The following is a 23294-nucleotide window of genomic DNA, read 5'->3' as shown; positions in this document are numbered from 1 at the left end:
ACGGTGGCGGCGGTGCGGATCGGCGCGGTGGCGAAGGCGACGGGCTGCACGCCGCGTGCCCTGCGGCACTACGAGGAACACGGGCTCATCGCCTCGGCCCGGGCCGCGAACGGTTATCGCGAGTACGACGCCGCGGTCGTCACCCGGGTCCGCAACATCCGTCACCTGCTCGACGCCGGGCTGACGCTGGACGACGTGCGGGTCTTCCTGCCCTGCCTGGACGGGGACGTGGCGTCGGCGCCGCCGTCCCCGGCGGGGCTGCGGGTCGGCCGGGAGCGGCTGGCCGTGCTGGACGCCCGGATCGCGGCCCAGGTGGCCGTCCGGGACCGCCTGGCCGCCGCCCTCCAGGCCGCCGCCCCTGCGCCCTCGCCCCTGCTCCCGCCTCCTTCGCCGCCTCCTCTTGTGCGGTGATCAAGGAGTTTGTGTCCCCGAACGGGCTCGGGCGTGACACAAACTCCTTGATCACCGCCGGGGCGGGTGGGTGGGCGGTGGCCGGCGCGGGTGGGGCGGCGGTGGGGTCAGTGGTCGGCGCTGTTCCAGTCGCGGCCGTCGCCCACCGAGACCTCCAGCGGCACCGACAGCGGGTACGCCTCGCCCATCTGCTTGCGCACCAGCGCCTCCAGCGTCTCCCGCTCGCCCGGGGCGACCTCGAAGACCAGCTCGTCGTGCACCTGCAGCAGCATCCGCGACCGCAGCCCGGCGTCGCGCAGCGCGCTGTCGACGTGCAGCATCGCGACCTTGATGATGTCGGCCGCCGAACCCTGGATCGGGGCGTTGAGCGCCATCCGCTCGGCCATCTCGCGGCGCTGCCGGTTGTCGCTGACCAGGTCTGGCAGGTAGCGGCGGCGGCCCAGGATGGTGGAGGTGTAGCCGTCCTGGCGGGCGCGGGCCACCACCTCCTGGAGGTAGTCGCGGACCCCGCCGAACCCGGCGAAGTAGTTCTCCATCAGCCCGCGCGCCTCCTCGGCGCTGATGCCGAGCTGCTGGGACAGGCCGAACGCGCTGAGCCCGTACGCCAGGCCGTAGTTCATGGCCTTGATCTTGCGGCGCTGGTCGGCGGTCACGTCGCCGACCTCGACAGTGAAGACCGATGACGCGGTGGCGGCGTGGAAGTCGTGCCCGGAGTTGAACGCCTCGATCAGCGCGTCGTCCGAGGACAGATGCGCCATGATCCGCATCTCGATCTGGCTGTAGTCGGCGGTGAGCAGGCACTCGTAGCCCTCGCCGACCACGAACGCGCGCCGGATCCGCCGCCCCTCCTCGGTGCGGATCGGGATGTTCTGCAGGTTCGGCTCGGTGGAGGACAGCCGCCCGGTCGCCGCCACGGTCTGGTTGAACGTGGTGTGGATGCGGCCGTCGTCGGAGACGGACTTGAGCAGCCCGTCGACAGTCGACTTGAGCTTCGCGACGTCACGGTGCCGCAGCAGGTGGTGCAGAAGCGGGTGCTCGGTCTGCGCGAACAGCCACTGGAGCGCGTCGGCGTCGGTGGTGTAGCCGGTCTTGATCCGCTTGGTCTTGGGCAGGCCCAGCTCGGTGAAGAGGATCTCCTGCAACTGCTTCGGCGACCCGAGGTTGAACTCCCGGCCGACCACCTCGTACGCGCCCTGGGCGGCGGCCTTCACCTCGGCGGCGAAGTGCGCCTCCAGCTCGGAGAGGTAGTCGGTGTCGGCGGCGATGCCGGTGCGCTCCATGGTGGCGAGCACCCGCATCAGCGGCAGCTCCACGCCGGCCATCAGCCGGGCCGACTGCTCGCCGTCGCGGGACAGCTCGGCGTCGATCGCGTCGGCCAGGTCGAGCGTGGCGCGGGCCTGGAGCATGAGGTTCTGCTCGGCCACGCCCTCGTCGCCGAGCCCGTCGAGAGTGAGCTGACCGGTCTCCGGCGCGTCGACGCGCAGCTCCCGGTGCAGGTAGCGCAGCGCCAGGTCGGTCAGGTCGTAGGAGCGCTGGTCGGGGCGGGCCAGGTAGGCGGCGATCTGGGTGTCGCGGGCGATGCCGTGCAGCTCCCAGCCGTGCGCGGCGAACGCCAGCACCGCCGGCTTGCTGTCGTGCAGCACCTTCGGGCGCTCCGCGTCGGCCAGCCACCCGGCCAGCGCGGCCTCGTCGCCGGCGTCCAGCCGGCTCGGGTCGAACCAGGCGCCCGCGCCGGCGGCGGTGGCCAGCGCCATCGCGGTCACGGTGGCGGTGTGCCGGCGGTTGGGGCCGGTGTCGAGCGTGACCGCCAGGCCTACCGGTGCGCCCGCCGGGGCGTGCGTGCCGAGCCAGCCCGCGAGCGCGCCCGGCTCGGTGAGCACCTCGCCTGCGAGATCGAAGCCCGCCTCGGCCTCCGGCTCGACCGCTTCCAGGTATTGGTAGAGCCGGTCACGCAGGATGCGGAACTGGAGCGTGTCGAAGACCTGGTGCACCGCTTCGCGGTCCCAGCCCTGCCAGCGGGCGTCCTCGGGACGGACCGGCAGCTCCAGGTCGGAGACCAGGCAGTTGATCTCGTAGTTGCGGATCACGTCGGCCAGCCGCTCGCGCAGGCTGTCGCCGGCCTTGCCCTTGATCTCGTCGGCGCGGGCCACCACGCCCTCGACGCCGCCGTACAGGTTGATCCACTTGGCGGCGGTCTTCGGGCCGACGCCGGGCACGCCCGGCAGGTTGTCGCTGGTCTCGCCGACCAGCGCGGCCAGGTCGCGGTAGCGGTCCGGGGTGACGCCGTACTTCGCCTCGACCGCGGCCGGGTCCATCCGGGCCAGGTCGGAGACGCCCTTGCGCGGGTAGAGCACCGTCACCCGCTCGCCGACGAGCTGGAACGCGTCCCGGTCGCCGGTGGTGATCAGCACATCCATGCCCTGGTCGCGGGCCTGGCAGGCGAGCGTGGCGATGACGTCGTCGGCCTCGTAGCCCTCCTTCTCGACCACCGGCACGCGCAGCGCGGCGAGGACCTCCTTGACCAGGCTGACCTGGCCCTTGAAGTCGGTCGGGGTCTCGCTGCGGCCGGCCTTGTACTCCGCGTACCTGTCGGTGCGGAAGGAGCGGCGGGAGACGTCGAACGCCACGACGATGTGCGTCGGCTGCTCGTCGCGCAGCACGTTGATCAGCATCGAGGTGAAGCCGTAGACGGCGTTGGTCGGCTGCCCCGTGGTGGTGGAGAAGTTCTCCACAGGCAGGGCGAAGAACGCCCGGTATGCCAGGGAATGTCCGTCGACGAGGAGCAGGCGCGGCGTCGTAGCTGTCACGGCTGCGACTCTAGTCCGTACGCCCGACAACCTCGTGCAGCACGGCTGGTAGAGAGCCTGAGCAGGTCATCCAGTCTCACCACCGACCGCGCTTGCCTCCACAACCGCAGGTGCGCACTACTTCAAAGGGACGAGCTCAGAACCACCAAATGAGCGAATGACTTCCGCCAGCAATTATCACCGATAAGCAGATATGTCAATGCTTGATAATATTCAATGCGCAAATTAGCTTAACGTTCATGAAGGTCAAGATTGCGGCCACAGCGGCCGCTGCAGCGCTCGCAGCTACCGGCCTGATGGGTGTCACTACTGAAAGCGCGTCCGCCGATCCGGGACATTGTTGGGTGTCAGGGGCGATCGCAGATGCCAACCCATACACCCTTTACCAGATCCGGAACAAGTGCGGAAGCTCCATCAGAGTCCGAATCGTCTGGCAGTACGAGACCACAGGAGCTACACGAAAGGGCTCCTGCAAAACGATTCCGGCCTATGGTGACGCATGGTGGAGCGACACCTGGGCCTTCCGGTACTTCTGGGCAGAAAACTGCTAACTAGGCATCGGAGACGACTCCAGAAGGGAATAGGCAATTGGGGAACGGCAAGGCTGTAATGGCGGCCGCCGCAATGACGGCATCGCTCATCGCCATTCCAATGGGCGCAAGCCCGGCAAAAGCCGATCCTGGCACCTGCGGGATCCGCCATGACTTCGGCACCAGCCAGGACGGCATCTATCAGTACATTGTACGTAACCAGTGCTCGCGCGTCGTCAATATGAAGATCCGCACCCAGGGGCACTGGCTATATTGCAAACCCGTGCCCGCCAACGGCTACGCTGGATGGGTGAGCATCTATTTCGACAATAATTGGATCATCGGCTACTGCTGATCGGTGCGGGCAGGTGCTCCGGATTTCACCGGCGCGGGGAGCGCCTGCCTGCACCTCCAAACTTCCCTACAGAACCTTGGCCAGGAACGCCTTGGTCCGCTCGTGCTGCGGCGCCGAGATCACCTCGCGCGGGTCACCCTGCTCGACCACCACACCGCCGTCCATGAACACCAGGTGGTCGCCCACCTCCCGGGCGAAGCCGATCTCGTGGGTCACCACGATCATCGTCATGCCGTCGCGGGCCAGGTCCTTCATCGTGTCCAGCACCTCGCCCACCAGCTCCGGGTCGAGCGCGCTGGTCGGCTCGTCGAACAGCATCAGCTTCGGCCGCATGGCCAGCGCCCGGGCGATCGCCACCCGCTGCTGCTGGCCGCCGGAGAGCTGACCGGGGTACGCGCCGAGCTTGTCGCCCAGCCCCACCCGGTCCAGCAGCTGCGCGGCGTGCTCGCGGGCATGGGCCTTCTTCGCCTGGCGCAGCAGCACCGGCGCCTCGGTGACGTTCTGCAGCACCGTCATGTGCGGGAACAGGTTGAACCGCTGGAACACCATGCCGATGGCGCGGCGCTGCGCGGCCACCTCCTTGTCCCGCATCTCGTACAGCTTGCCGCCGCGCTCCCGGTAGCCGATCAGATCGCCGTCCACCCAGATCCGGCCGGCGTCGATCTTCTCCAGGTGGTTGATGCAGCGCAGGAACGTCGACTTGCCGGAGCCGGAGGGCCCGAGCAGGCAGCACACCTCGCCGGAGCGGACCTCCAGGTCGATGCCCTTGAGCACCTCCAGCGGCCCGAACGACTTGTGCACCTGCTCGGCCCGCACCATCAGCCCGGACTCGGCCGCCGGTGCGGTGGTCTGCGCGGGCACGATCAGCTCGCTCACTTCACCACCCCCGCGCCGCCGCCGGTCTCGGCCGTCATACCCCGCAGCTTCAGCCGGGCCCGGCCGCTCACGCCGTAGCCCTTGCCGAAGTGGCGTTCCAGGTAGTACTGGCCGACCAGCAGGATGCTGGTCAGGAACAGGTACCACAGGCACGCCGCGACGTACATCGGGAAGATCTGGAAAGTCCGTTTGCCGACGGCGTCGAGCTGGAAGAACAGCTCCACGCTCACCGGTACGTAGAGCAGCAGGGACGTGTCCTTGAGCATGGCGATGGTCTCGTTGCCGGTCGGCGGGATGATCACCCGCATCGCCTGCGGCAGCACCACCCGGCGCAGCAGCTGGGCGCGGCTCAGGCCGAGCGCCTGGGCGGCCTCGGTCTGGCCGGGGTCGACCGACTGGATGCCGGCCCGGACGATCTCCGCCATGTACGCGGCCTCGGAGAGCGCGAGGCCGAGCAGACCGGCCATGAAGCCGGTGAGGATGTCCCGGGACGAGAACCCGAACAGCCGCAGTTGCAGGTTGTCGATGCCGAACAGCTGGCCGATCTGGGTGTCGAACGGCACCCCGAACTCGACCCGGCTCCACAGGATGCCGATGTTGCCGAAGACGGCCAGCAGCACCAGCCGGGGCACCGCCCGGAAGAACCAGGTGTAGAGCCAGGCCACGCCGCGCAGGATCGGGTTGTCCGACAGCCGCATCACCGCAATCACCACGCCGAGTGTGACGCCGATCAGCATTGCGCTGACGGTCATCAGCACGGTGCCGCGAAGCAGGCCCTCGATGATCGGCGGCCGGAACATCTTGTCGACCATGAAGGACCAGTTGAAGGCCTCATTGGTCACCAGCAGGTGGACGAACATCGCCGCCAGGACGGAGAGCACCGCCACCGCGACCCATCGTCCGGGGTGCCGCACGGGCACGGCCTTGATCGGTTCCGGCCGTGCCCGTGCGGTTGTCGCTTCCTCGGTGGTCATGTCGTCACGGGTTGATCGCGGGGTCCGTGATCGCGCCGTCTCCCACCTTCCACTTGTCGAGCACCTGCTTGTAGGAGCCGTCGGCGATCACGGCCTTGGTCGCGTCGCGCACCGCCTCGGCCAGCTGCGTCTGCTCCTTGGCCAGTACATAACCGTACGGCGCCGCCTCGTACTGCTTGTCCAGCAGCTCCAGGGCGTCGTTGGACTGCGTCACCGCGTACACGCCGACCGGGTAGTCGGCGAGCATGGCGTCGTCCTTGCCGGACACGACGGCGGCGGTGGCGGCGTCCTGACCCGGGAACTGGTCGATGGTGATCGCCGGCTTGCCGGCGTCGGTGCACGCCTTGGAGCGCTTCTGGATGTCCTCGACCTGGACCGTGTCCTTCTGCACCGCGATCTTCTTGCCGCAGGCGTTGTCCAGCGCGATCCCGGCCGGGTTGCCCTTCTTGGTCACCCACTGGGTGCCGACCTGGAAGTAGCTGACCATGTTGGCCTGGCCCTTGCGCTCGTCGTTGATGGTGAACGACGAGACGCCCGCCTCGTACTTGCCCGAGTTGACGCCGTTGATGATGTCGCCGAACGGCGCCGAGACGAACTCCGCCTTGAGGCCCAGCTTGGCTGCCACGGCGGTGAACAGCTCGACGTCGAAGCCGATCACGGTCTTGCCGTCGTTGTCCAGGAACTCCGCCGGGGCGTAGGTGGAGTCGGTGCCCACCACGATCTTGCCGTCCGACTTGATCGCGTCCGGGACCTTCGCGGCCAGCGCGGCGTCGACCGACGACGAGACGCTGGGGCCGTCACCGGGCTGCGTGGTGCTCTCCTCCTCGCCGCACGCGGCGAGGGAGAGCAGCAGGACGGCCGCACCGGCGACGCCGAGCGCCGCCCGCCGTCCGGGGTTGGGGTGGAACATGGCTGTACTCCTTATTGCGAGGGGTCGGTCGGTCAGGCCACGCCGAGGTAGGCCTCTTTGACCGAGGGGTCGTGCAGCAGGTCCGCGCCGGTGCCGCTCTTGACGATCCGGCCGGTCTCCAGCACGTACGCCCGGTGGGCGCGCGCCAGCGCCTGCTGGGCGTTCTGCTCCACCAGCAGGATGGTGGTGCCCTGCTGGTTGATCTCCGTGATGATCGTGAAGATCTGCTGGATCAGCATCGGCGCGAGACCCATCGACGGCTCGTCGAGCAGCAGCAGCTTCGGCCGGCTCATCAGCGCCCGGCCGACCGCGAGCATCTGCTGCTCACCGCCGGAGAGCGTGCCGCCGGCCTGCTTGCGCCGCTCGGCCAGCCGCGGGAACAGGTCCAGCACCCGGGCCAGGTCCTGCGCGATGCCGGCCTTGTCGCGCCGGGTGTACGCGCCCATGTCGAGGTTCTCCAGCACCGTCATGCCGGGGAAGATGCCCCGGCCCTCGGGCGCCTGGCACAGCCCGCGCCGCACCCGCAGGTCGGCCCGGAGCTTGGTGATGTCCTCACCGGCGAACTTGATCGTGCCGGAGGCGACCGGCCGGATGCCGGAGATCGCCCGCATGGTGGTGGACTTGCCGGCGCCGTTCGCGCCGATCAGCGCGACGATCTCCCCCTCGTCCACGGTCAGGCTGATGCCGTGCAGCGCCTGGATCCGCCCGTAGAGCAGGCTCACGTCCTCGATCTCAAGCAGCATCGTCCGGCACCCCCAGGTACGCCGCGACCACCTTCGGGTTGTCCCGCACCTCGGCGGGCAGCCCTTCGGCGATCTTCTTTCCGAACTCCAGGACCACGATCCGGTCGGTCACGCCCATCACCAGGCGCATGTCGTGCTCGATCAGCAGCACCGTCACGCCCTGGTCCCGGATCTGCCGGATGAGCTGGAGCAGCTCCTCCTTCTCCGCCGGGTTGAAGCCGGCGGCCGGCTCGTCCAGGCAGAGCAGCTTCGGGTCGGTGGCCAGCGCGCGGGCGATCTCCAGCCGGCGCTGCTCGCCGTAGGACAGGTTGCGGGCGAACTCGTGCATCCGGTTGCGGATGCCGACGAACTCCAGCAGGCGCTCGGCCTTCTCCCGGCCCTCGCGCTCCTCCTTCCAGTGCCGCGGCAGGCGCAGCAGGGCGGAGATCACGCTGGTCTTGTGGTGCGCGTCCGCGCCGACCTGGACGTTCTCCAGCGCGGTCATCTCCGGGAAGAGACGGATGTTCTGGAACGTACGGGCCATGCCCATGCGGGTGATCTGGTGGCGCTTCTTGCCACTGATCTTCTGGCCCAGGAACCGGATCTGCCCCTCGGTGGGCTGGTAGATGCCGGTCATCGCGTTGAAGCAGGTGGTCTTGCCGGCGCCGTTCGGGCCGATGAGACCGAGGATCTCACCCTTGTAGAGGGTGAAGTCCACGTCGTTGAGGGCCACCACACCGCCGAAGCGCAGCGTGACGTGGTCGACCTCCAGCAACGGCTCCCGCTCGTTGACCGTCTCGACGGCGGGGGCCGCCGCCTGGGCCGGAACGGCCGGGGTCTGCTCGGTGTCACTCACCGACGATCACCTCCTTGCGGCGGTCCTTGAACTCCGCCGCTCGTCGCCGGTTCGGGATCAGGCCCTGCGGCCGGAAGATCATCATCACCACGAGCACCAGGCCGAAGAAGAGGAACCGGTACTCGTAGAGCTCGATGCCGAACAGCTCGATGCCACGGAACCGCTCGATCATGTACGCCACCAGGCCACCGCCGACGATCGCACCGACGATGTTGCCCGAGCCGCCGAAGATGACAGCGGCCAGGATGATGATCGAGTTGAGCAGCTCGAAGTTCTGCGAGTTGACGAAGTTCTGCTTACCGGCGAACAACGCACCGGCCAGGCCGGCGATGGCCGCGCCGGAGGCGAACGCCCACAGCTTGAACTTGAACGTCGGCACACCCATCAGCTGGGCCGCGTCCTCGTCCTCGCGGATCGAGATCCAGGCCCGGCCGACCCGGCTGTGGGTCAGGTTCCGCACCCCGATCACCACCAGGATGATCAGCGTGAGCACCAGCCAGTAGTACGGGCGGGCGTCGAGCACGCCGAACCACGGCCGGCCGTCGGCGTACTCGCCGGGCGGGTGCGGGATCTCGCTGAAGCCCCGCTGTCCCCTCAGGAACTCGGAACTGACCGCCGCGATCCGGATCATCTCGGCGAAGCCGAGCGTCACCAGCGCCAGGTAGTCACCGCGCAGGCGCAGCGTCGGCGTACCCAGCATGACGCCCGAGACCATGGTCAGGCCGATCGCGATCGGCACCACCAGCAGCCACGGCCACAGCGTCTTGAGGTTGCTGCTCGGCGAGGTCAGCACCGCGACCGTGTACGCGCCGACGGCGAAGAAGCCGAAGTAGCCGAGGTCGAGCAGACCGGCGAAGCCCACCACGATGTTGAGCCCGACCGCCAGCAGCACGTAGATCGAGACCGTGAACATCACCTGGGTGAAGTTCGCCCCGGGCGTCGGGATCGGCCCGAGGTACTGGTAGAACTCCTTGTTCGGCAGCGCGTAGAAGAACACGATGACCGCGGCCAGCAGCACCCAGCGCACCCAGCGCGGCGCGTGGTGCCAGCGCTCCGAGATCGCGTGCCGGCCCTGCCGCAGCTTGTCCGCCGCCGTCTCCCGCCGCTCCGGCGGGTCGATGGTGGTCGTCATGCGCGTGCCCTCCCCAGTGATTCGCCGAGCAGACCGGTCGGCCGGAACATCAGCAGCACGACGAGCACCGCGAACGCGGCGAAGTCCTTCCACTGACTGCCGAACAGACCCGAGGCGTAGTTCTCCACGACGCCGAGCAACAGGCCGCCGATCAGCGCGCCGCGCAGGTTGCCGATACCACCGAGCACCGCCGCGGTGAACGCCTTGAGACCCAGCAGGAAGCCGACGCTGTAGGTGAGCGTCTGGATCCGCACGTCGTAGAGCAGGCCCGCGACACCGGCCATGGTGCCACCGGCGATGAAGACCATCAGGATGATGCGGTCCTTGTTGACGCCCATCAGGGCCGCCGTGTTGGCGTCCTGCGCGACCGCACGGATGCCGCGGCCGGTACGGCTGCGGTTGATGAACTGGTCCAGCGCGAACATCATCACCAGCGCGGAGCCGACCGTGAGCAGCTGCACCGCGTCGATCGGCACCCCGGCGATGTGGAACAGCGGATCGGAGCTGACCAGCCGGGGCGCACCCTCCGGCAGACGCCGGGTGTAGACGCCGAACGCCTCGGAGATCGCGATCGAGGCGCCGATCGCGGTGATGAGGAACGCCAGCGGCGGCGCGTTGCGCTTCCGCAGCGGCCGGTACGCCACCCGTTCGATCACAGTCGCGGTGCCCGCCGAGGCGATGGCCGCCACGATCATCGCCACCAGCAGGTAGAACAGGATCGAGCCGACGCCGCTGACCTGCGAGTTCTGGTCGAGTCCGAAGCCGTTCCAGGTCCAGATCGCGGCGAACGCACCGGCGATGAAGACCTCGGAGTGGGCGAAGTTGATAAGCCTGAGCACGCCGTAGACAAGCGTGTAGCCGAGCGCGACCAGGGCGTAGATGGCGCCCTGCGTCAAGCCGGTCGTGGTGAGTTCCCCGAAGTTGGAGAACAATCCGTCGAAGTCCAAGGGAGGGACGCTCCGTCGCTCAAGAGAAAAAGAGGGTGCGGCCGGGAGCCAGCTCCCGGCCGCACCCGCGATCACAACTCAATCGCCAGCCCAGCGATCGACCGATCAGGACTTGGGGATCTCCTGGTCCGGGACGACCTTGCCGCCCTGCACCTTGAACGCCCAGACCTTGACCTGCGCCGGGTCGAGCTCGCCGCCCTCGACGAACTTGTAGGTGGACGCCACGCCCTCGCCGCTGTAGCCCTTGACGAACTCCAGCAGGTCGGCACGGCTGGTCTTGCCGGCCTTGATGCCCGCCAGCAGGATGTTCGCCGCGTCGAACGCGGTGTCGCTGTAGGTGCCCGGGTCGGTGCCGTTGAGCGCCTTGAAGTCGGCGGCGAAGGTGCCGCGCGCCTCGGTGGACGGCTGGCAGGGGCAGGTGAGGATGGTGCCCTCGGCAGCCGCCTGGCCGGCGGAGGTGATGTAGGCGCCGTCGTTCACGCCGTCACCGGCGACCAGCGGAGCGGTGACGCCGGCAGCGGTGAGCTGCTTACGGATCAGGCCGGCCTCCTGGTAGTAGCCGCCGTAGAAGACCGCCTTCACGTTGGCGGCCTTGACCTTGGTGACCACACCGGAGAACTCGACCTGCTTGCCCTCGCCCTGGACCTTGTCGCTGCCCACGACCGCGGGGCCGAGCACCTTCTTGACCTCGTCGGCCAGGCCGGCACCGTAGGCGGACTGGTCGTCGATGACGTAGACCCGGTCGGCCTTGAGCACGTTCTTCATGTAGACGCCGGCGGCGGGGCCCTGGCTCAGGTCGTTGCCGACCGCACGGAAGAACGTCTTCCAGCCCTTGGTGGCCAGGGTCGGGTTGGTCGCGGAGGGGGTGATGGTGACCAGACCGGCCTCGTTGAACAGCGGGCCGGCGGCCTCGGACTCACCCGAGTAGGCCGGACCCACGACACCCAGGATCTTGGTGTCGTCGATCGCCTTCTGGGCCAGACCCGGCGCCTGGTCCGGGCTGCCCTGCGAGTCGAGCTCGGCGAGCTCGACCTTGCAGTCCGGGTTCTCCTTGTTGTACTTGTCGACGGCCAGCTTGACGCCGTTCTTCTCGTTGATGCCCAGCGCGGCCGAGCTACCGGTCAGCGCGCCGAAGAAAGCGATCTTGCTCCCGCAGGCGCTGCCCCCGGAACCCTCATCGTCGCTGCCGCTGGAACAAGCGGTGCCACCGGCGACGAGCGCCAGCATGGCGACCCCGCCGATCACGCGTGCGAGCTTCTGCCTCAAGGCCCGAACCCTCCTCCGTCCATGATCCGAACCACCCGCCGCTGATTGGCCCTTGCGGGGTGGACGAACCAAGACCGTCGTCGCCGGTCTGGGCCGGGACGTTATCCCACCGCGAGCGGTGGCGTAAGACCTGGAAAGCGGGGTTGACCGAACCGTTACACGCCGTGGCGGATTCAAGCCCATCGGCGTAAGAAGCGAAGGCGGGCAAAGGCTTTCACCGACTATTCCTCGGTAACGGGCCAGGCCCTCCCCACCCGCTACCGATCGACGGCGGACAACGCCCCCCACCAGGCACGGGATGTTTTTCCGTCGTCGGCGACCACGAGCAGCCCGTCGTCGCGGACGGCCACCGTCAGCGCCGCGTCGCCCCCGTCCGGCACCGGCACCGGCGTGATCACCGGAAGCCACGACGCACCGCCGTCACGCGACATCCAGAGCCGTCGCTGACCCCCGTCCCCGGCCACCGCGACGAGCCGCCCACCGGACGCCGCGAGCGCGTCCACCGACGACACCCCGGGGCCCGCCGAGCCGAACCCGCCGACCCGCCGCCACCCCTGCGCCGCACCCGCCGAACCGGCGGACGGCGAGCCGCAGTCGTCGCACCCGCGCCACACGGCGAAGCGGTCACCCACCGGGCCGACCGCCACCGGCCCGCCGTCGGCCGGCACCACCCGCTCCGCCGCCCCGGAGGTACCCGCCGGCATCGGCAGAGCCACCCGCCGCCACACCCGGCCGTCGGCCGAGAACCACGAAAGCGGCGTCCGGGACGTACCGCCGGGCGGCAGCAACGACCCCACCACCAGCCAGCCCGGCCCCACAGCCGCCACGTCGTACGCCGCCGTCCGGCCCCGGCCGTCGCCGGCCAGCTCCGCGACCCCCTCGCGCAGGACGAACCCCTCCGCGTCCGGCGACGACCACACCGCCGCACCGTCCGCGCGCGCCCCGGCGACCAGCCAGCCGGCCGGACCCGCCGCCAGCCGCGACGCGCTCACCGCGCGCGGGCCGCCGAACAACTCGAACGCCGCCGGAATCTCCCGCAACGGCCCACCCGGACGCCACACCCACGTTCCGGTACGCGGATTGCCGTGCACGCCACCGGTCTTCGCGCCCAGCGCCGCCATCCCGTCGTCGCGGCACGCCACCGCGTAGAGCACGTGCTGGCGGCCGTAGAACGTCTGCGCGCGCACCGGAATCGGCGACCAGGTCACGCCGTCCGATGAGGACCAGGCAGCCGGGCGGGTCTCCCCCGCCGGATCGACCAGCCCGCCCACCACGTACCACCGGCCGGCGCACCGCGCGACGTCGCGCAGCACCGGACGTCCGGTGGCGCCGGCGGGAAGGGCCAGATCGACGGACTGCCACTGCGGGCGTACCGGGGCGGGCTCGGGCAGCGGTCGCGGCGTCGCGTGGCAGGCCACCAGGAGCAGCGCGGCGGCGACGGCGACGAGGACCGGCCGGGCGCGCGGGGAAGGCATGGATCCGATCCTATCGATCGGACGCCTCCGCGGGAGGTCAGGACGCGGGCTGCTCCACCTCGCCGCCGGTGGTCTCCGCGAGGATCCGCTCGGCGACCTCCTTCATGGTCATCCGGTGGTCCATCGCGGTGCGCTGGATCCACTTGAACGCCTGCGGCTCGGTCATCCCGTACGTGGTCATCAGCGCACCCTTGGCGCGCTCGACGGTCTTGCGGATCTCCAGCCGGTCGGTGAGACCGGCGACCTCCGACTCCAGTGCGGCGATCTCGGAGTAGCGGGACAGCGCGATCTCCACCGCCGGCACCAGGTCGCTCTTCTGGAACGGCTTGACCAGGTACGCCATCGCGCCGGCCGCCCGCGCCCGCTCCACCAGGTCACGCTGGCTGAACGCGGTCAGGATGATCACCGGGGCGATGCGCGCGCCGGCGATCCGCTCGGCGGCGGCGAGCCCGTCCATGATCGGCATCTTGATGTCGAGGATGACCAGATCCGGCTTGAGCTCCTCGGCGAGCTTGACGGCGGTCTCGCCGTCACCGGCCTCGCCGACCACCTCGTAGCCCTCTTCGACAAGCATCTCGGCCAGGTCCAGCCGGATGAGCGCCTCGTCCTCGGCGATCAGAACGCGCTTGCGCTCGGCGTCCGCCTGCATCTCGCCCACGAGCCACTCCCACCGGTTCGAGCCCGACACCCGCCGTGCCGGGTGTCGCCGCCCCTAGCGTAGTAGGTAACCTATGGCACGACGCGAGAGCGTCGCGCGAGCCTGTCCCCGTATTCCAATCGGCAGAGAAACGGAGCTCAAACCTCCGACAGTGTGGGTTCGAGTCCCACCGGGGACACCGAAGTTGTCGTACGGGCGTTCGAAGATGCTCTCGTGCACCCACCCGAGATCCGCGCCCGAGCACGTCAGGCCTTTCTGTCCGGGGCGACCGTCGCGGAGGCGGCCCGCGCCGTCGGCCTCAACTACCGCACCGTCTGGCACTGGTGCAGAGACCGCCCGACCGCCGCGGTTCTAGGCACCGCACTGCGGTGTTTCCGTTGCCGCGACGATGTCAGCGTTCCGACAGATCCGGCGGCCTACGCCTATCTTCTCGGGCTCTACCTTGGCGACGGGCATCTCGTGACCAGGGCGCGGGTGCCGGTGCTCCGGATCTCCTGCAGCAACAGCTGGCCCGGACTGATCGAGGCGTGCGACGACGCCATGCGCGCGGTGCTGGCGGAGAAGGTGCAGCGCGTCCGGCATCCGGGGTGCGTCAGCGTGCAGAGCTACGGCAAGCACTGGCCGTGCCTGTTCCCCCAGCACGGCCCTGGCAAGAAGCACCAACGCCCGATCGTCCTGGCCGACTGGCAGCGCCCCATCGTCGAGGCCCACGCGGGCGACTTCCTCCGCGGCCTCTTCCATTCCGACGGCTGCCGCTTCGCCAACCGGGTCGTCGTCCGGGGCAAGGAGTACGTCTATCCCCGTTACATGTTCCACAACGAGTCGGGCGACATCATGGGTCTGTGCCAGCAGGCCCTCGACCGGCTCGGCATCGCCTGGCGGATGAACCGCCGCAACTCCCTGTCGGTGGCCCGCCGGGAAGCCGTCGCCGCCCTCGACCGGCACGTCGGCCCGAAGTCGTGACCCGGCGACGCCGCGCACGCGGCCTGCCGACGGGCGTCAGATCCGCGCCAACGCCCGCGCGAGATCCGCCCGCAGGTCCTCCGGGTCCTCCAGGCCGACCGAGACCCGCAACAGCCCGCCGCACGGCTTGGCGTCGCCCTCGACCGGCCGGTGGGTGAGCGAGGCCGGGTGCTGGATCAGCGTGTCGACGCCGCCGAGCGACACGGCGTGCGTGATCAGCTCGCAGGCGCCGGCGACCTCGGCCGCGGCGGGCGCACCGCCGCGTACCTCGAAGGCGAGCAGGCTGCCGGTGCCGGACATCTGGCGGCCGACCAGTCCGGCCGGGTCGTGCAGCGACGGGTGGTGGACGCGCTCGACGGCGGGGTGCCCGGCGAGCCAGGCGGCGAGCTTCTCCGCGCCGGCCTGCTGGGCGCGGACGCGCAGCGGGAGGGTCTGGATGCCGCGGTGCAGCAGATAGGCGCCGAGCGGGTGCAGGACGGCGCCGGTGACGGCGCGGACCTGACGCAGCCGGGCGGCCCACTCGGGTCCGCAGGCGACGACGCCGGCGAGGACGTCGCCGTGGCCGCCGATGCTCTTGGTGGCGCTGTGCAGCACGAGCGCGGCGCCGTGGCGGGCGGGCTGCTGGAGCACCGGGGTGGCGACGGTGTTGTCGACGAGCAGCGGGACGTCACCGGCGGCGTCGGCGAGCGCGGCGATGTCGACCAGGTCGAGGCTGGGGTTGGCAGGCGTCTCGACCACGACCAGGGCGGTGTCGGGGCGGATCGCGGCGGCCACGTCGGCGGTGGTGGCCCAGGTGACAGCGGTGCCGAGCAGGCCGGTGGCGAGGACGTGGTCGGTGCCGCCGTAGAGGGGGCGGACGGCGACGACGTGACGCTTGCCGTCGCGGGTGGCGGCGAGCAGGGTGGCGGTGAGCGCGGCCATGCCGCTGGCGAACGCGACGGCCTCGGCGGTGCCTTCGAGCTCAGCGAGGGCGGTCTCGAACCGGGCCACAGTGGGGTTCCAGAGGCGCTGGTAGACGGCGCTGCCGCCGGCCGGGAGGGTGCCGCCGGTGGCGAGTGTCTCGTAGTCGTCACCGCCGCCGGCCACCGAGGGCAGCGGGTTGGTGGTGGACAGGTCGATCGGCGGGACGTGGACGCCGAGCCCGGCGAGGTCGGCGCGCCCGGCGTGTACGGCTGCGGTGTCCACGGAAGTCATGCCGGAAGCGTCGAACATGACGACGGCTAGAGGCAATAGCAGCGAACAAGATTCTGGCAATCGCGCTTTCGTCCGGCTGTGATTCGGTGAAAGATGGTCGCATGCCTGCCGCACCGAATGATGTACGGCCGTTCGCCGGCCTGGACGACACCGACCGCGCGATCCTCACCGAGCTGGCGGCCGACGGCCGGCTGCCGAACAACGCGCTGGCCGAGCGGGTCGGGGTGGCGCCGTCGACGTGCCTGACGCGTACCCGGGCGCTGCGGGAGTGCGGGGCGATCCGCGGGTTCCACGCCGAGGTGGACCCGGCGGCGGTGGGCCTGCCGTTGCAGGCGCTGGTGTCGGTGCGGCTGACCGCGCACGAGCGGGCCGCTGTTGACGCGTTCCGCGCCCGGTCGGTACGGCTGCCCGGCGTGGTGTCGGTGTTCCATGTGGCGGGCGCGGAGGACTACGTGCTGCACGTGCGCGCCGCCTCCGGCGACGCGCTGCGGGACTTCGTCCTGGATCATCTGGCTGTCGATCCGGCGGTGCAGCACACGCAGACCAGCCTGATCTTCGAGCAGGCCCGCGGTATGGGGTAGCGCACCCGGCGGAACAATTCCGGCACGTCGCGGGTTGCACCTGCCTGTGATCGACGTACCCATGTCTGTTCTTGATCTTGCCCCGGTGGCGGCGACCGGCAACGCCGGTGAGGCGCTGCGGTACACCACGGAGCTGGCCCGCCGCACCGAGGAGCTGGGCTACCGCCGGTTCTGGGTGGCCGAGCACCACAACATGCCCGCCATCGCGAGTTCCGCCCCGGCGGTGCTGCTCGCGCACCTGGCGGCGAACACCAGCACGATCCGGCTCGGCTCGGGCGGGGTGATGCTGCCCAACCACGCGCCGCTGGTGGTGGCCGAGCAGTTCGGCACGCTGGAGGCGCTGCACCCGGGCCGGATCGACCTGGGCATCGGCCGGGCGCCGGGCACCGACCAGGTGACCGCGCTGGCGCTGCGCCGCACCATGGAGGGCCTGTCCGCGGAGCACTTCCCGCGCGAGCTGGCCGACCTGATGAACTACTTCTCCGGCGCCGAGCCGGGCCCGATCACCGCGACGCCGGGCCGCGGCCAGTCGCCGCAGGTGTGGCTGCTCGGGTCCAGCGGGTTCAGCGCGCAGCTGGCCGGTCTGCTCGGGCTGCCGTTCTCGTTCGCGCATCACTTCAGCTCGCAGAACACGATCCCGGCGTTGCAGCTCTACCGGCAGAACTTCCGGCCGTCGCAGTGGCTGGACCGGCCGTACGCGATGGTGGCTGTCAACGCGGTCTGCGCGGAGACCGACGAGCGGGCCGAGTGGCTGGCCGGGCCGTCCGGGCTGTCGTTCCTGAAGCTGCGGTCGGGGCGGCCGGAGCCGCTCGTCACGCCGGAGGAGGCGGCGGCGTACCCGTACTCGGAGTTCGAGCGGGAGTTCGTCGCCCAGCGCCGCGACGGCCAGGCGACCGGTTCGCCGGAGACGGTGGCCCGGCAGCTCGGTGAGTTGCTGGAGCGCACCGGCGCGGACGAACTGATGCTCACCACGATGGTGTACGACGTGGCGGACCGGGTCCGCTCGTTCGAGCTGATCGCCGAGAAGGTGGCGGGCGGGCTGCGCCGGGAGGGCTGAAACACGCTCTTCATAGCGACGTCACCGCACCGTCGCGTGGGACGCATAACTTTGTCCCCGGTGGTGGTACGGCATTCCCGGTCGGGACGGGTCGGGAATGCTGCGGTGTGGTGCACCGGGTCGCCGGCGGAGCGGATTCCGCGGCCGGCGACCCGGTGCCTGCCGTTTCAGCGCAGGTAGATGTTCGGCGCGGGCGGGGTGCTCATGCCGTCGCCCAGGAAGTAGCCGGGGTGCGGCGGCTGGTTGTAGGCGGTGTTCTGCCAGGCCACCGCCACCCGGTACTGCGGGTCGTGCATCAGCGTCGGCAGGCGCAGCCCGGTGGTCACAGGTGTGCTGTAGATCCGTAGCGCGGTGCTGTCGGAGGTGCGCCAGACGACCTCCTCGCGCCAGTCGCCGAGCAGGTCCGCGGAGAGCGCCGGGGTGGACTTGGTGCCGTTGTTCGAGGCGACGCCGCTGCCGGTGAGCAGCCGGGTGTCGCCGCCGGTGCCGTACTTGTCGATCTTCGTGGCGTCGAGCAGCTCCCGGACCGGGTCGCCGTCCCACCAGATCAGGAAGTTCGCCGACGACGGTTTGCGCCCGACGTTCTGGCCCCGGGTGTTCAGCAGCCCGTCGACAGCCGACGACCAGGACTCGGCACCCGGGCTGCCCGCCCAGACGTCGCCGGAGACGCCGCGGCCGTTGTCGCCGCTCGGCGCGGTCTGCCAGATGATCTGCCCGGTACGCGCGTCGGCCATCCAGGAGCTGGGCTTGCTGCCGTCCTCGTCGACCTTGAACACCTCCAGGCCCGCGCGGGAGGGGTCGAGGTCGCCGACGTGCAGGGCGTCGCCGTGGCCGTTGCCGGTGGAGTACAGCAGCCGGCCGTTGTCGTCGATGGTGGCGGCGCCGTACACGATCTCCTGGCGGCCGTCGTTGTCCACGTCGGCCACGGAGAGCTGGTGGTTGCCCTGGCCGGCGGCGGCGCCGTTGCCGGAGGCGTTCGAGTCGAACGTCCAGCGCTTGCGCAGCGTGCCGTCGCGGAAGTCCCAGGCCGCGACGACGGCCCTGGTGTAGTAGCCGCGCGCCATGATCAGCGAGGGGCGCTGCCCGTCCAGGTACGCGGTGCCGGCGAGGAACCGGTCGACCCGGTTGCCGTACGAGTCGCCCCAGGACGAGACGGTGCCGCGCGGCGGGTCGTAGTCGACGGTGGACAGCGCCGCGCCGGTGCGGCCGTCGAACATGGTCAGGTACTCCGGTCCGGCGAGCACGTAGCCGCTGGAGTTGCGGTGGTCGGCCGAGCCGTTGCCGATCACCTGGCCGGTGCCGGAGCGGGTGCCGTCGGCGGTCTTCACGGCCACCTCGGCGTCCCCGTCGCCGTCGTAGTCGTACACCTGGAACTGGGTGTAGTGGGCGCCGGCGCGGATGTTGCGGCCGAGGTCGATGCGCCACAGCCGGGTGCCGGTGAGCGTGTACGCGTCGACGTAGACGTTGCCGGTGTAGCCGGACTGCGAGTTGTCCTTGGCGTTCGACGGATCCCACTTGAGCACGAACTCGTAGCGGCCGTCGCCGTCGAGGTCACCGACGCTCGCGTCGTTCGCCGCGTAGCTGTACCCCTCCCCGGACGGGGTGGTGCCGCCGGGCGGCGGCTGGATCGGCACGTCCAGGTAACCGTTGGCGAACTGGAGCGCCGGGGCGGACGCCGCCTGCTCGGCGCCGTTCACCACGGCCCGCACGGTGTACGCCGATCCGGCCGCCGCGCCGCTGTCCAGGTACGTGGTGGCGCCGGTGATCGGACTGCCGTTGACCTTGGTACCGCCCCGGTAGAGGTTGAACGAGACCCCCGTCGTCTCGGTGCCCAGCAGCCGCCAGGAGACCAGGTTCCCGCTGCCGGAGCGGACGCTGATCAGGCTCCGGTCGAGGTCCTCCATCTGCTTCGCGCCGGCCGGCGGGGTGGTCGGTGGCGGGGTGGTGGGCGGGGGTGTGGACGGCGGTGGCGTGGTGGGCGGTGGCGTGCTCGGTGGTGGCGTCGACGGTGGCGCGCTGGTGGACGGCGCGCCGGTGCAGGCGGTGCCGTTGAGCGTGAACGCGGCCGGGACCGGGTTCGACGCGTTGTTCCACGAGCCGTTGAAGCCGAAGTTCGCGGTGCCGCCGGTGCCGATGGCCGCGTTGTAGCCGGCGTCGCGGGCGCTGACCTGGGCGCCGGACTGGCTGACAGTCGCGTTCCACGCCTGGACGACCTGCTGGCCGGCGGCGAAGCTCCAGCCGAGGGTCCAGCCGTTGACCGGGTCGCCGAGGTTCGTCACTGTCACGTCGGCGCCGAAGCCGCCGCTCCACTGGTTGGTGATCCGGTAGTCGACCCGGCAGGCGGCGGCAGCCGCCGCGGCGGTCATCGTGGTGAGCGCGCCGGCCGACAGGGTGACCGCCGAAGCCGCGGCGAGCAGCGCGATCCGGCGGCGTGGGGTGGTGAGGTGCACGGGGAATGCCTTTCGCGGAGGTCAGGCACGGGGCGAGCGCCGGCCTGCCCGGACCGGCGAATTCGTGCCCTGACGCGACGAGCGACGTCAACACATCGACGTCCATGATTCGGCTCCGCGCTCCGTCAGCCTAGGTCACCGCTGGACACACCCACAAGCACCGGACTCACCGGGCACGTCGCACGCGCCCTTCACCCCGTCCCGTCGCGGTGGCGGCCGGCGCGGCGGCACGGCGGGTCGGCGGCACGGCGGGTCGGCGGCACGGCAGGGTCGCGGCGGGCGGCGAGAAGGGACAGCCGACAACCGATATGCCTCTCGGTCATAAATATGACCGAGAGGCATATCGGTTGGAGGGCTTGTGTCTCCGGAGGGCGACACGCCGAGGAACACCCCTCGCGGGTGCGGGGGGCGCGCCCCGGAAAGGCCTGAGGGCTCAGCCTTCGACGGCGGCGGCGAGCTTCCGCGACTCCGCGGCCTCGGCGGACTCCCCCGACGCCGCGGGCTCCGCCGGCGCGGCGGACTCACCCGGCTTGGCGAACTCCGCCGGCTCCGCCGACGCGGCAGGCTCTCCTGCCGGAGCAGGGCCGTCGGCGAGGGCCGCCTCGACTGTGGCGCGTGCCCGGCGGGTACGGCGCAGGGCGCGCACCGCCAGCCCGACGGCGACCAGCCACGCGACACCGAGCAGCACGTACACCACCACCGGCACCGAGCCGCCCACGCCGCCGGCGCTCAGCAGCGTGCGGGCGTTCGTCAGCACGATCACGCCGCCGATCACGGCGCCGAGCAGCTGGGCGGGGACGATGCGGACCAGCCAGGCCGCGATCGGCGCGGCGATCAGGCCGCCGACCAGGAGAGCGGCCACAGTGGGCAGCAGGAAACCCTCGGAGCCCAGGCCGATGAGGAAGCCGATGCTGGCCGCGCCGGCCACCACGAACTCGGAGGTGTCCACCGAGCCGATGACCTTGCGGGGTTCCATCCGGCCGGAGACGAGCAGCGCCGGGGTGGCGACCGGCCCCCAGCCACCGCCGCCGGTGGCGTCGACGAAGCCGGCGACCAGGCCGAGCGGGGCGAGGAAGCGGCTGCGCAGCCGGCCGGCCGCGCGGTTGGCGCGCAGCGGCCGGGAGAACCGCACCAGCAGGTACGCGCCGAGCGTGAACAGGATGGCGGCCATCCACGGTGCCGCGGCCTCGGTGGAGATGGAGCTGAGGAATGTCGCCCCGGCGAACGCGCCGATCGCGCCGGGCAGCGCGATGCGGCCGACCACCCGCCAGTCGACGTTACCGAATCGCCAGTGCGAGACGCCCGCGGCGAGCGTGGTGCCGATCTCGGCCAGGTGCACCGAGGCGGACGCCGCGGCCGGTGCCACACCGGCGAACAGGAGAAGCGTCGAGGAGGTCAGCCCGTACGCCATGCCGAGCGCGCCATCGACGAGTTGCGCGGCGAGCCCGACGAGGGCGAGGACCAGCAGCTTGCGCACGAGCGCCCCCTGACTTTTCGGTATCTCCTATCAACTTGGTCGACAATGCGGCACGGAGGCGCCCCGGGTCAAGTCCCCCATCCGGTTGGTAGGAGACGCCGGACGGTGTGCCGAGGTGTGCGGAAGCCGGCGTCAGCTCCAGGCGCGCGGGTCGGCGGCCAGCTCGTTGACCCGGCCGGGCAGCGCGCCGGCGGCCACGTCGGCGATGGTGACCAGCTCGAGGATCTCCCGCTCGCTGGCCCGAAGCGCGATCCAGACGTCCTGCAACGCGCGGGCCGCACCCTGGTAGCCGAGCTGTTCCGGGCGCTGCCCGCGTACGTGCGCGAGTGGACCGTCGATGACGCGGATCACCTCGGCCAGGGAGATCTCCCCGGCCGGCCGGGCCAGCCAGTAGCCGCCCTCGGGGCCACGCTGGGCGTGCACGATGCCGCCCCGGCGCAGTTGCAGCAGGATGCTCTCCAGGAACTTCGGCGGGATGTCCTGCGCGCGGGCGATCTGCTCGGCGGTCACCGGCCGGCTCCGCCCAGTGGTCCCCCCGACCGCGACCGAGGCCAGCTCAGCGGCCGCGCGGAGGGCATAGTCGACCCGGGCGGAGAGACGCATACGGCCAGGTTAGTCCGCTGCGGTGCGGGCCCGCCCCCCGACCCGCACCCGGACGATCACCGATCGGGCTCTCAGCCGCCGACGCGCCGCAGCAGCCCCTCCTGGACGGCGCTGGCGATGTGCCGGCCGTCGGTGGTGAACATCCGGCCCGTGGCCAGGCCGCGGGCGCCCGACGCGGACGGGCTCCAGCAGTCGTACAGGAACCACTCGTCGGCGCGGAACGACCTGTGGAACCACAGCGCGTGGTCGAGGCTCGCGCCGACCACACCACCCGGGCCCCACACCTCGCCGTGCACCGACAGCACCGAGTCCAGCAGGGTCAGGTCGGAGGCGTACGTGAGGGCGCACGCGTGCAGCAGCGGATCGTCCGGCAGCTTGCCGTCCAGGCGCATCCACACCCGCTGGTGCGGTTCGGCCGGGCGGTCGCCGGGGCGGACCCAGCCGGGCTCGCCGACGTAGCGCACGTCGATCGGGCGCGGGATCATCCCCCAGATGCCGAGGCGCTCCGGGTAGCGGGAGAGCCGGTCGGTCATGGTCGGCACGTCGTCCGGGCCGGGTACGTCCGGCGGGAGCGGGGCGTGGTGGTCCAGCCCTTCCTCCTGGCGCTGGAACGACGCCGACATGAAGAAGATCGGCTTGTCGTGCTGCAACGCCACCGAGCGACGCACCGAGAAGGAGCGGCCGTCACGGACGTTCTCCACCTGGTACTCGATCGGCTCGGCCGGGTCGCCGGGGCGCACGAAGTAGCCGTGCAGGGAGTGCACGGCCCGCTCCGCGTCGACGGTGCGGCCAGCTGCGACCAGGGCCTGGCCGGCGACCTGCCCGCCGTAGACCCGCTGCGGACCCACCTGCGGGCTCATCCCCCGGAACGTCATCTCCCCGGTACGGGCGAGGTCGAGCACCTCCAGCAGCTGGTCGACCGCCGCCTGCCCGGTCGCCACCCCACTCACTGTGTCACCTTCGTTCGCGACTGCGGGGCTCGCAAACCCGGCTCACTCCTCGCACTCACTGTGTCACCTTCGTTCGCGACTGCGGGGCTCGCAAACCCGG

The 23294-nt window shown here is 70.7% G+C and carries 21 protein-coding genes and 1 tRNA gene; 6 read left to right on the top strand and 16 right to left on the bottom strand.

Annotated elements, in window-relative coordinates; all coding sequences use genetic code 11:
- Window positions 1–12: 12 nt before the first annotated feature.
- Window positions 13–411 carry a MerR family transcriptional regulator gene (locus FB455_RS01500; RefSeq protein WP_047893874.1) on the top strand — a complete coding sequence of 133 codons (399 nt, stop codon included), beginning with the start codon at window positions 13–15 and terminating at the stop codon, window positions 409–411.
- 107 nt (window positions 412–518) lie between these two features.
- On the opposite strand, the gene polA is transcribed toward FB455_RS01500, so the two are convergent.
- On the bottom strand, window positions 519–3218 hold the full coding sequence (gene polA, locus FB455_RS01495) for a DNA polymerase I (RefSeq protein ID WP_145751909.1): 2700 nt from the start codon (window positions 3216–3218) through the stop codon (window positions 519–521).
- A gap of 588 nt (window positions 3219–3806) precedes the next feature.
- On the opposite strand from polA, the gene FB455_RS01490 reads away from it, so the two are divergent.
- Window positions 3807–4103 (top strand): hypothetical protein, encoded by a 297-nt coding sequence (locus tag FB455_RS01490; protein WP_145751906.1) that lies wholly within the window; start codon window positions 3807–3809, stop codon window positions 4101–4103.
- 66 nt (window positions 4104–4169) lie between these two features.
- Here the strand turns inward: FB455_RS01490 and FB455_RS01485 are convergent, their stop codons facing one another.
- The 10 genes from FB455_RS01485 to FB455_RS01440 all read right to left on the bottom strand — a co-directional run bounded on the left by FB455_RS01485 (window position 4170) and on the right by FB455_RS01440 (window position 13919).
- The gene (locus tag FB455_RS01485) at window positions 4170–4922 is read right to left on the bottom strand and encodes an amino acid ABC transporter ATP-binding protein (protein ID WP_186461611.1); all 753 of its coding nucleotides are present in this window, start codon (window positions 4920–4922) and stop codon (window positions 4170–4172) included.
- A 53-nt stretch (window positions 4923–4975) separates the two neighbouring features.
- Window positions 4976–5953, bottom strand: coding sequence for an amino acid ABC transporter permease (locus tag FB455_RS01480; protein ID WP_018785172.1), 978 nt, complete (start codon window positions 5951–5953; stop codon window positions 4976–4978).
- A 4-nt stretch (window positions 5954–5957) separates the two neighbouring features.
- Window positions 5958–6863, bottom strand: coding sequence for an ABC transporter substrate-binding protein (locus FB455_RS01475; protein ID WP_145751902.1), 906 nt, complete (start codon window positions 6861–6863; stop codon window positions 5958–5960).
- Window positions 6864–6895: 32 nt separating this feature from the next.
- Window positions 6896–7606, bottom strand: a complete 711-nt coding sequence (locus tag FB455_RS01470) for an ABC transporter ATP-binding protein (protein WP_043329572.1) — start codon at window positions 7604–7606, stop codon at window positions 6896–6898.
- Window positions 7596–8441 (bottom strand): ABC transporter ATP-binding protein, encoded by an 846-nt coding sequence (locus FB455_RS01465; protein WP_013287517.1) that lies wholly within the window; start codon window positions 8439–8441, stop codon window positions 7596–7598. The genes FB455_RS01470 and FB455_RS01465 overlap by 11 nt, the downstream gene beginning before the upstream one ends.
- Window positions 8434–9573 (bottom strand): branched-chain amino acid ABC transporter permease, encoded by a 1140-nt coding sequence (locus FB455_RS01460; RefSeq protein WP_145751899.1) that lies wholly within the window; start codon window positions 9571–9573, stop codon window positions 8434–8436. Before FB455_RS01460 ends, FB455_RS01465 begins: the two co-directional genes overlap by 8 nt.
- A complete protein-coding gene (locus tag FB455_RS01455; RefSeq protein ID WP_145751897.1) occupies window positions 9570–10520 on the bottom strand; it encodes a branched-chain amino acid ABC transporter permease in 951 nt (316 codons plus the stop codon). Before FB455_RS01455 ends, FB455_RS01460 begins: the two co-directional genes overlap by 4 nt.
- A gap of 105 nt (window positions 10521–10625) precedes the next feature.
- The gene (locus FB455_RS01450) at window positions 10626–11786 is read right to left on the bottom strand and encodes a branched-chain amino acid ABC transporter substrate-binding protein (protein ID WP_145751895.1); all 1161 of its coding nucleotides are present in this window, start codon (window positions 11784–11786) and stop codon (window positions 10626–10628) included.
- Between the two features lie 257 nt (window positions 11787–12043).
- Window positions 12044–13261, bottom strand: coding sequence for a hypothetical protein (locus FB455_RS01445; RefSeq protein WP_145751893.1), 1218 nt, complete (start codon window positions 13259–13261; stop codon window positions 12044–12046).
- Between the two features lie 37 nt (window positions 13262–13298).
- A complete protein-coding gene (locus FB455_RS01440) occupies window positions 13299–13919 on the bottom strand; it encodes an ANTAR domain-containing response regulator (protein WP_030503803.1) in 621 nt (206 codons plus the stop codon).
- 104 nt (window positions 13920–14023) lie between these two features.
- Between FB455_RS01440 and FB455_RS01435 the strand changes: the two genes are divergently transcribed.
- Both FB455_RS01435 and FB455_RS01430 read left to right on the top strand, forming a co-directional pair.
- Window positions 14024–14097 (top strand) — tRNA-Leu (locus FB455_RS01435).
- A gap of 35 nt (window positions 14098–14132) precedes the next feature.
- Window positions 14133–14882 carry a helix-turn-helix domain-containing protein gene (locus tag FB455_RS01430; RefSeq protein WP_013287523.1) on the top strand — a complete coding sequence of 250 codons (750 nt, stop codon included), beginning with the start codon at window positions 14133–14135 and terminating at the stop codon, window positions 14880–14882.
- Between the two features lie 36 nt (window positions 14883–14918).
- Here FB455_RS01430 and FB455_RS01425 read toward each other — a convergent pair whose 3' ends face one another.
- On the bottom strand, window positions 14919–16094 hold the full coding sequence (locus FB455_RS01425) for a trans-sulfuration enzyme family protein (protein WP_091331152.1): 1176 nt from the start codon (window positions 16092–16094) through the stop codon (window positions 14919–14921).
- Between the two features lie 83 nt (window positions 16095–16177).
- Here FB455_RS01425 and FB455_RS01420 point away from each other — a divergent pair, with 83 nt between their 5' ends.
- Both FB455_RS01420 and FB455_RS01415 read left to right on the top strand, forming a co-directional pair.
- On the top strand, window positions 16178–16657 hold the full coding sequence (locus FB455_RS01420) for an Lrp/AsnC family transcriptional regulator (RefSeq protein ID WP_047894721.1): 480 nt from the start codon (window positions 16178–16180) through the stop codon (window positions 16655–16657).
- Window positions 16658–16718: 61 nt separating this feature from the next.
- Window positions 16719–17714, top strand: coding sequence for an LLM class flavin-dependent oxidoreductase (locus tag FB455_RS01415; protein ID WP_174361724.1), 996 nt, complete (start codon window positions 16719–16721; stop codon window positions 17712–17714).
- Window positions 17715–17881: 167 nt separating this feature from the next.
- Here the strand turns inward: FB455_RS01415 and FB455_RS01410 are convergent, their stop codons facing one another.
- From FB455_RS01410 to FB455_RS01395, 4 genes are all read right to left on the bottom strand, one after another.
- Window positions 17882–20164, bottom strand: coding sequence for a rhamnogalacturonan lyase family protein (locus tag FB455_RS01410; protein WP_145751891.1), 2283 nt, complete (start codon window positions 20162–20164; stop codon window positions 17882–17884).
- Between the two features lie 433 nt (window positions 20165–20597).
- Entirely contained in the window at window positions 20598–21641 is a 1044-nt protein-coding gene (locus tag FB455_RS01405) for a sulfite exporter TauE/SafE family protein (RefSeq protein WP_145751889.1), read from the bottom strand.
- A 132-nt stretch (window positions 21642–21773) separates the two neighbouring features.
- Window positions 21774–22244, bottom strand: a complete 471-nt coding sequence (locus tag FB455_RS01400) for an RrF2 family transcriptional regulator (protein ID WP_013287529.1) — start codon at window positions 22242–22244, stop codon at window positions 21774–21776.
- Window positions 22245–22315: 71 nt separating this feature from the next.
- Window positions 22316–23185, bottom strand: a complete 870-nt coding sequence (locus FB455_RS01395; protein WP_013287530.1) for an acyl-CoA thioesterase — start codon at window positions 23183–23185, stop codon at window positions 22316–22318.
- Between the last annotated feature and the right edge of the window lie 109 nt (window positions 23186–23294).

It is taken from the genome of Micromonospora sp. CNZ296 (genome assembly GCF_007827635.1).
The sequence above is the reverse complement of the archived record's forward strand: the minus strand, read 5'-3'. Positions and strand labels throughout refer to the sequence as shown.

What these genes read in the sequence shown, in the direction of transcription:
- FB455_RS01485 (WP_186461611.1), bottom strand. Translation starts at nt 4,922, where the DNA reads ATGGTGCGGGCCGAGCAGGTGCACAAGTCGTTCGGGCCGCTGGAGGTG.
- FB455_RS01480 (WP_018785172.1), bottom strand. Translation starts at nt 5,953, where the DNA reads ATGACCACCGAGGAAGCGACAACCGCACGGGCACGGCCGGAACCGATC.
- FB455_RS01475 (WP_145751902.1), bottom strand. Translation starts at nt 6,863, where the DNA reads ATGTTCCACCCCAACCCCGGACGGCGGGCGGCGCTCGGCGTCGCCGGT.
- FB455_RS01470 (WP_043329572.1), bottom strand. Translation starts at nt 7,606, where the DNA reads ATGCTGCTTGAGATCGAGGACGTGAGCCTGCTCTACGGGCGGATCCAG.
- FB455_RS01460 (WP_145751899.1), bottom strand. Translation starts at nt 9,573, where the DNA reads ATGACGACCACCATCGACCCGCCGGAGCGGCGGGAGACGGCGGCGGAC.
- FB455_RS01445 (WP_145751893.1), bottom strand. Translation starts at nt 13,261, where the DNA reads ATGCCTTCCCCGCGCGCCCGGCCGGTCCTCGTCGCCGTCGCCGCCGCG.
- FB455_RS01425 (WP_091331152.1), bottom strand. Translation starts at nt 16,094, where the DNA reads ATGTTCGACGCTTCCGGCATGACTTCCGTGGACACCGCAGCCGTACAC.
- FB455_RS01420 (WP_047894721.1), top strand. Translation starts at nt 16,178, where the DNA reads ATGCCTGCCGCACCGAATGATGTACGGCCGTTCGCCGGCCTGGACGAC.
- FB455_RS01415 (WP_174361724.1), top strand. Translation starts at nt 16,719, where the DNA reads ATGTCTGTTCTTGATCTTGCCCCGGTGGCGGCGACCGGCAACGCCGGT.
- FB455_RS01400 (WP_013287529.1), bottom strand. Translation starts at nt 22,244, where the DNA reads ATGCGTCTCTCCGCCCGGGTCGACTATGCCCTCCGCGCGGCCGCTGAG.